At 38.3% G+C, this 3723-nt stretch carries 5 protein-coding genes; 1 reads left to right on the top strand and 4 read right to left on the bottom strand.

What is annotated here, in order from left to right:
* Positions 1 to 201 precede the first annotated feature (201 nt).
* Entirely contained in the window at positions 202 to 1170 is a 969-nt protein-coding gene (locus R0I52_RS08405) for a DUF4238 domain-containing protein (protein WP_317053963.1), read from the top strand.
* Positions 1171 to 1217: 47 nt separating this feature from the next.
* Here the strand turns inward: R0I52_RS08405 and R0I52_RS08400 are convergent, their stop codons facing one another.
* The 4 genes from R0I52_RS08400 to R0I52_RS08385 form a co-directional block, all read right to left on the bottom strand.
* Positions 1218 to 1988: a hypothetical protein gene (locus R0I52_RS08400; RefSeq protein WP_317053962.1), complete on the bottom strand. Its 771-nt coding sequence runs from the start codon at positions 1986 to 1988 to the stop codon at positions 1218 to 1220.
* 112 nt (positions 1989 to 2100) lie between these two features.
* Positions 2101 to 2442, bottom strand: a complete 342-nt coding sequence (locus tag R0I52_RS08395) for a GIY-YIG nuclease family protein (RefSeq protein WP_317053961.1) — start codon at positions 2440 to 2442, stop codon at positions 2101 to 2103.
* A gap of 180 nt (positions 2443 to 2622) precedes the next feature.
* Complete coding sequence (locus R0I52_RS08390) at positions 2623 to 3177, bottom strand: hypothetical protein (protein WP_317053960.1); 555 nt, start codon at positions 3175 to 3177, stop codon at positions 2623 to 2625.
* A 438-nt stretch (positions 3178 to 3615) separates the two neighbouring features.
* Positions 3616 to 3708, bottom strand: coding sequence for an IS3 family transposase (locus R0I52_RS08385; RefSeq protein WP_410506580.1), 93 nt, complete (start codon positions 3706 to 3708; stop codon positions 3616 to 3618).
* Between the last annotated feature and the right edge of the window lie 15 nt (positions 3709 to 3723).

Here is a 3723-nt window from a genome sequence, read left to right as displayed (position 1 = left end):
GCGGCTAGCTATGCCTGCAGAAAATAGTAGCCTCACCGTCCACCTCATGCTCAACCGAGCAATTTACTTAATAAGGCAGCTTCGGGCTTGTTCAACACCCGGATGAAGTGTCGGCTGCGCGACACTTATCCTTATTTGTTATGTACAACTCGTTACCCATACTCTACCTTCGATATCATATCAAAAAGTTAAGGGATACACGTGGAAAAAGACCTACAAGCTAAGCGAAAACACCATTATGTTTGGGCTAATTACCTATTGAGGTGGTCAACTAACAGTAGAGATATATTCTGTGTAACTAGTAAAGGCAATATTGACTTTACTAGTGTCAGAGGCTTGGTGATGGAGAAGGATTTTTACCAACTAACTTCACTAGAGCAAAAACACATTGATGCAATCTTGATGTTTTCATCTGGTTCACCAGCAAAATTACAAGAGATGCACCAAAGTTACCTCAGGGACTTTCTAAAAGTTCAAAAATTGGAAAGTGCTTATAAGAATGCGAAAAAACAAAGTGATGAAGCTGAACAAGCAATTTTAGCTTCTAAGTGTAACCTTGTAGAGAACTTGCATACGGCACATGAAAATGCAGCTAAAAATATTATCGAAAATTTAGCTCAGGGGAAGATGGAAATTCTTAAAAATGACCAAGACATGGTTTTATTCAGTATGTATCTTGGGCATCAGATGGCTAGAACAAAAAACTTCAAAGTCCGTTGTATAACAGGAGTGAAAGAATGCAATCCAGAATTAGGGAAGATTATGGAGCATTCTTGGTGGTTTTTCAGTTATATGTTTGGAATGAATATGGGGCTAAGTTTTTATTCAAACCGCCACAACGAAAACCACACCTTACTAAAAAATAACACAAATTCTAACTTTATCACATCTGATCAACCTGCAATCAACGTCCACTCTTGTGTTAAGGACGATGAGTTTCAAGCACCTGATAACATGGATTTGTACTACCCAATTTCACCTAAGTATTCTTATATAATCACTGAGTCTCACCGATTTGAAAGTGGCTTAATTGAAGTAGATGAATCAGTGGTCACAGAGTTCAACAAAAAAATCGCTACTAATGCAAACAACCACATTTTCGCATTAAGAAAACAGGATGCTGATACCTATAAGTCCTTTGTTGGCGGTGCCCTACGGAAAATTAAATAGTATGCTTAACTGTTGGGTGTGCATAACGTCAAAAGCAGAGGCCATGTTCACATGTCCCACTCCCTTTTTTTGTTAAAAAACCGTTTTGCACGATAACGGATGCTTGTAATATTAAACCAGAATTCCGCCCATTTTGTCTTGAGAGGCTTATTTAGTTCGCGATACTCGTGTCTTATGATCAGAAGAATGCCAAGATAAGGGTCTTCAATTGGTTCATTTAGTGGCTCGCATGCGGATTCGTTTACGCGCCTTAAAGAAACATACTCATGGCGTACCTTTTTAGGAGTTAGCAATCTCATTTTCTCCCAACACTCGACAACTGGAGGGCTGAAGTAAGATAGGTTGTGTGTAACGTGATCAACAAGACGATTAAATCTTTCAGCGTACTCTTGATTTTCCAAGTTGAATACCGGGGACCTGTTTCCCATGGTCTCAGTGAAAGAATCCATATGCTTTTCATGTTGGTATTTGTGGTATTCATCACTTACCTTTTTTCGGTAATCCCGTTTTGCTTCTTCCGATTCAACGCCTTCTGGATAATCAATATTAAATCCATACATCTGCTCTAGCCAATGAGAGCTTTCGTATTCATTAACTGCTTTTTCTAGAAATTTATCTTCCGACCTATATGGTTCTTCTATCTTCTTTTTGTAGTTGTAAACTAGAAGTTCTGAAGCATCATGGTAAACCTTATCGTACACTCTGGCGCGCTCAATTCTTCTTGCTTTTTGAGAGCTGTGAATTGTAAACAAAAGCCCACCAAGAGAAACCAGAAGACTCCCTAGAGAGATGGAAATTGCTATCTCTGATTTATCCATAAAATCTCAACCATAAGAAAGTTTTTAACGCCCGCAGCACGGGAAAAAGTTGAAGTGCAGCGCAAACTTTTCCCATGTGTCAAATGACTCTTAAATGCTTTGTTATGTGCTTTTAAGTAGTGCCTAGCCTATTCCACTTAGGATTTAACGTGTCGATCAACTCTCTTTCCTGTATGCTCGCATCATTAACAGAATCGGAAAAAGAAACACTAATGATAACTTTATCCTTGTTTTCAAACATTTTCCTTCCTGCTGGATAGTTTCGAGCGCTATCAGATTCACGAGTATAATCTCTTAAACGTTTACGAAAACCTCCATTATTTATCTCAGTAGCTTTTCCGATATATACAAGCTCGTCATCGAGTTCTCCTTTATATACGCCTATGTTTTTGTTATAGCTAGAAAAGTCACAGTCTGATTCATCTAAGAAACCCAACCGAATCCAATTATTCATTATAACCCTTGAATTAATATTTATAATTTTAAAACAGTTAAAGCCAACTTACTAACCTAGCACATAACGCCTAACATAAAGTGCGCCACGATGAACTCACCAAGCACACCAAACTACATACCAAAACCACCGAGTGTAACGCGTCACCTTGATGTCTTTATTAGGTTTATTGTTTAGGTGTCATGACAGTTCAGCAACAAGCTTTTCCCAAGCATCTGTCGCTTTCATTGGGAGGTTAAGCTCGCGATCAACCTTGGTTGCAACTTTTAAAAAACGCTCTTTCAGTTCAATTGAACTCAAATTGTTCTTGGTTGAGATCATCTCTACATACCTCAGAACACCAGGAGCAAGAAACGCTAATTTCGGGTTAAATGGAGGATGCTCCCTCAGAATCTCAGGATCTTTAGTGCCACAGTTACTTGGGCCATTGATGTCAATATAGCAAACTTCTAGATATGTATCTAATGCACCCATATCATCAGATGTCTTCTTCAAAATGTCGCCCATGCCTAATCTTGCATTTCGATAAAGTCCCCATTGGTATCCATCAGCATGCTTGACCAAATCGCTACTTAACTGGCTCCAACGGATATCCTCTTCACTTGGTGCTAGGTTCCCTTTTTCGATCAATGCCTTTTTCACTTTAGCCTTTTCATTTTTTTCAGAGATATATTGGTCATGAGTACCATTTTCAATTGACCATAACTCTTCAATAACTTCGATCGTGATCTTCACGAATTAAAATTTTTACCTTATCTTTTGGGCTGGTACGGATATAAATGAAATTTTCACAGTTGGGACATTTCTTCTTACGCCCAGGCATTTTATCTAGTTCACCGTCACAATATGGACATATAGGTTCTTTATTACCAACGATGTTACTGTTACTTTTAGACTGAACTACATCAATAGTTGGCTTAGAACTAAATATACTTTTAATTGAAGATAACAACCTCACAATCACTCCTAAATAAACCTAGCATTTTAATATTGAGCATGCTCATACTTCTACAATGATTTAGCTCGCGCTTTTCTGGTAAGTTATTAATAATAAATGACTTACCATTCGTCAGCTAATTATCGTGATAAAAAAAATGCGCATGCACAGTATCTACAGCCACTTGCTCACTATCCACACTGTGATGTTCACCCGATAAAACGGACACGTTATTGTTAAGCGGCTTTTTCATACTGTATCGGAGATACATAGTCGAGACTACTGTGCAGCCGCACCCTGTTGTAAAAATACCGGATGTAATAATCCACCTGTTTTCTCAACGA

This window comes from Psychrobacter sp. CAM01 (assembly GCF_032842965.1).
GTDB lineage: Bacteria > Pseudomonadota > Gammaproteobacteria > Pseudomonadales > Moraxellaceae > Psychrobacter > Psychrobacter celer.
Note: the sequence above shows the minus strand (reverse complement) of the source record. Positions and strands in the feature narration are given on the sequence as shown.